General features: G+C 71.8%; 1 protein-coding gene. It reads left to right on the top strand.

Going from position 1 to position 3,252, the window contains the following annotated elements; translation table 11 throughout:
- Nucleotides 1-357: 357 nt before the first annotated feature.
- Nucleotides 358-2,820 (top strand): HAD-IC family P-type ATPase, encoded by a 2,463-nt coding sequence (locus ACFVH5_RS44150; protein WP_385839330.1) that lies wholly within the window; start codon nt 358-360, stop codon nt 2,818-2,820.
- Nucleotides 2,821-3,252: the final 432 nt, after the last annotated feature.

Here is a 3,252-nt window from a genome sequence, read left to right as displayed (position 1 = left end):
CGACGGGCCCGCGCGCGACATGCAACGCCCGACCCCACCCCCCAGGGGCGCGGGGAACTGCGCAATCTTTTAGGGGCGCGGGGAACTGCGCGGCCGGCCACGTCCGGGCCGCGCGCGACATCCGACGCCCGGCCGCACCCCCCCCAGGGGCGCGGGGAACTGCGCAATCTTTTAGGGGCGCGGGGAACTGCGCGGCCGGCCACGTCGGGCCCGTGCGCGACATCCGACGCCCGGCCCGTCCCCTAGGGGCGGAGGGAACCGTCGTGTACTACCACGGCAGCACCCCCGCTCCTCCGCTGGTCGGATCTTGCCGTACTCATCGGGTGAAGCCGCATATCCCCCCGTACCGTCGAAGACATGACGCACATCGACGCGGGCGCCGAACTCGATCCCGTGCACCCCGTCCCGCTGCCCGCCGGCGCGAGCAGAACCGCGAAGGGCCTGACCGCCGCCGAGGTCGCCGAGCGCGTCGCCCGGGGCGAGGTCAACGACGTCCCCGTGCGCAGCAGCCGCTCCACCGCCGACATCGTCCGGGCGAACGTCTTCACCCGGTTCAACGCCATCATCGGCGTGCTCTGGCTGATCATGCTGTTCGTCGCCCCGTTCCAGGACAGCCTGTTCGGCTACGTGATCCTCGCGAACACCGGCATCGGCATCATCCAGGAACTGCGCGCGAAGAAGACCCTGGACTCCCTCGCGGTGATCGGCGAGTCCCGCCCGACCGTCCGCAGGGACGGCACCGCCACCTCCATCGGCACCTCGGAGATCGTGCTGGGCGACCTGATCGAGATCGGTCCGGGCGACAAGATCGCCGTGGACGGCGAGTGCGCCGAGGCCGACGGCCTGGAGATCGACGAGTCCCTGCTCACCGGCGAGGCGGACCCGGTGGTCAAACAGCCCGGCGACCAGGTCATGTCGGGCAGCTTCGTGGTCGCGGGCGGCGGGGCGTTCAGCGCGACGAAGGTGGGCCGTGAGGCGTACGCGGCGCAACTCGCCGAGGAGGCGAGCCGTTTCACCCTCGTCCACTCCGAACTGCGTACCGGTATCTCCACGATCCTCAAGTACGTGACCTGGATGCTGATCCCGGCCGCCGTGGGCCTCGCCATCACGCAACTCGTCAGCAAGAACAACGACTTCAAGGACTCCATCGCACGCGCCGTCGGCGGCATCGTGCCCATGGTCCCCGAAGGCCTGGTCCTGCTCACCTCGGTCGCCTTCGCCATCGGGGTCGTCCGGCTCGGCCGCAAACAGTGCCTCGTCCAGGAACTCCCGGCCATCGAGGGCCTCGCCCGCGTCGACACGGTCTGCCTCGACAAGACGGGCACGCTCACCGAGGGCGGCATGGACGTCACCGAGCTGCGCCCGCTCGGCGCCGACGGGGACGGAGACGGGGACGGGAAGGGGGAGGGCGACGAGGCGTACGTGCGCGAAGTACTCGGCGCCTTCGGTGCGTCCGACCCCCGCCCGAACGCCTCCCTCCAGGCCATCATCGACGCCTACCCGGACAGCGCGGGCTGGCACCGCGAGGGCGCGCTGCCCTTCTCCTCCGCGCGCAAGTACAGCGGGGCGTCCTTCACCGAGGGCGGGAACGGGGACGCGGACGGGGGCCGGGTGAGCACCTGGCTGCTGGGCGCCCCCGACGTGCTCCTCGCCGACGACGACCCCGTACTCGCCGAGACCGAACAGCTCAACGAGCAGGGGCTACGGGTCCTGCTGCTGGCCCGTGCCGTCCGCGAACTCGACGACCCCCGGGTCCAGGAAGGCGCACGGCCCGCCGCACTCGTCGTCCTGGAGCAGCGGCTGCGGCCCGACGCGGCGGACACCCTGCGGTACTTCGACGAGCAGAACGTACGCGCCAAGGTGATCTCCGGCGACAACGCCGTGTCGGTCGGCGCGGTCGCCGCCAAACTCGGTCTGCCCGGCGCCTCCGCCACGGTCGACGCGCGCCGGCTGCCCTCCGAACGGGAGGAGATGGCCGAGGCGCTGGACCGGGGCTCCGTGTTCGGACGGGTCACCCCGCAGCAGAAGCGGGACATGGTGGGCGCGCTCCAGTCGCGCGGGCACACGGTGGCGATGACCGGCGACGGCGTGAACGACGTACTCGCCCTCAAGGACGCCGACATCGGTGTCGCGATGGGTTCGGGGTCCGAGGCGACGAAGGCGGTCGCCCAGATCGTGCTGCTCAACAACAGCTTCGCGACGCTGCCGTCGGTGGTCGCGGAGGGGCGCCGGGTGATCGGGAACATCACGCGTGTCGCCACGCTGTTCCTGGTCAAGACGGTGTACTCGGTGCTGCTCGCGGTGCTGGTGGTGTGCTGCCAGGTGGAGTACCCGTTCCTGCCGCGGCACTTGACGCTGCTGTCGACGCTGACGATCGGGGTGCCCGCCTTCTTCCTGGCACTCGCGCCCAACAAGGAACGGGCTCGGCCGCACTTCGTCCGGCGGGTGATGCGGTACTCGATCCCGGGCGGGGTGGTGGCGGGGCTGGCCACGTTCACGACGTACCTGCTCGCCCGGCACCACTACTCCGGGGAGGGGGCGTTGGACGCGGAGACCAGCGCGGCGACGCTGACGCTGTTCCTGGTGTCGATGTGGGTACTGGCGATCGTGGCGCGGCCGTACACCTGGTGGCGGATCGGCCTGGTGGCCGCGATGGGGCTGGCGTTCCTGCTGGTACTGGTGGTGCCGTGGCTGCAGTCGTTCTTCGCACTGAAGCTGGTGGGGGCCACCATGCCGTGGACCGCGGTGGGGGTGGCGGTGGTGGGCGCTGCCGCGCTCGAACTGGTGTGGAGATGGGTGGACCGCCGCTTTCCCGTCTAGCCGCGGTCCCCTGAGCGGGTGCGGCCCGGTGGGGGCTGGCCGCGCCGTTCCCCGCGCCCCTAAAGGCCAAAACCAAAAGACTGCGCCGTTCCCCGCGCCCCTTAAAAGCCAAAGACAAAAGATTGCGCCGTTCCCCGCGCCCCTGACGGGGCCCGAGGGGGCGAAGGCGCAGCCGAGCCTCTAAGGGGCGCGGGGAACTGCGCGACCAGCCACGACGCACCCGCACACAGCGGAAAACCTGGGGCCGTGCCCCTTAGGGGCGCGGGGAACTGCGCGACCGGCCACGACGCTCCCGCAGGTGGCGGAACGGCCGCGCCCCGGGGACGCCGACGGCCCCGCGCCCCGGGGGGGGGGGGGGGGGGGGCCGGGGGGGGGGGTGGGGGCCCGCGGGTAATTTGCTGGGTATCGTCGGCCCCCCGGGTGTGACCCCGC

This window comes from Streptomyces sp. NPDC127119 (genome assembly GCF_042677425.1).
Taxonomy (GTDB): Bacteria; Actinomycetota; Actinomycetes; order Streptomycetales; family Streptomycetaceae; genus Streptomyces.
This window is presented reverse-complemented; position numbering and strand designations above follow the sequence as displayed.

Coding starts and splice junctions, on each gene's coding strand:
- ACFVH5_RS44150 (WP_385839330.1), top strand. CDS start 358: ATGACGCACATCGACGCGGGCGCCGAACTCGATCCCGTGCACCCCGTC.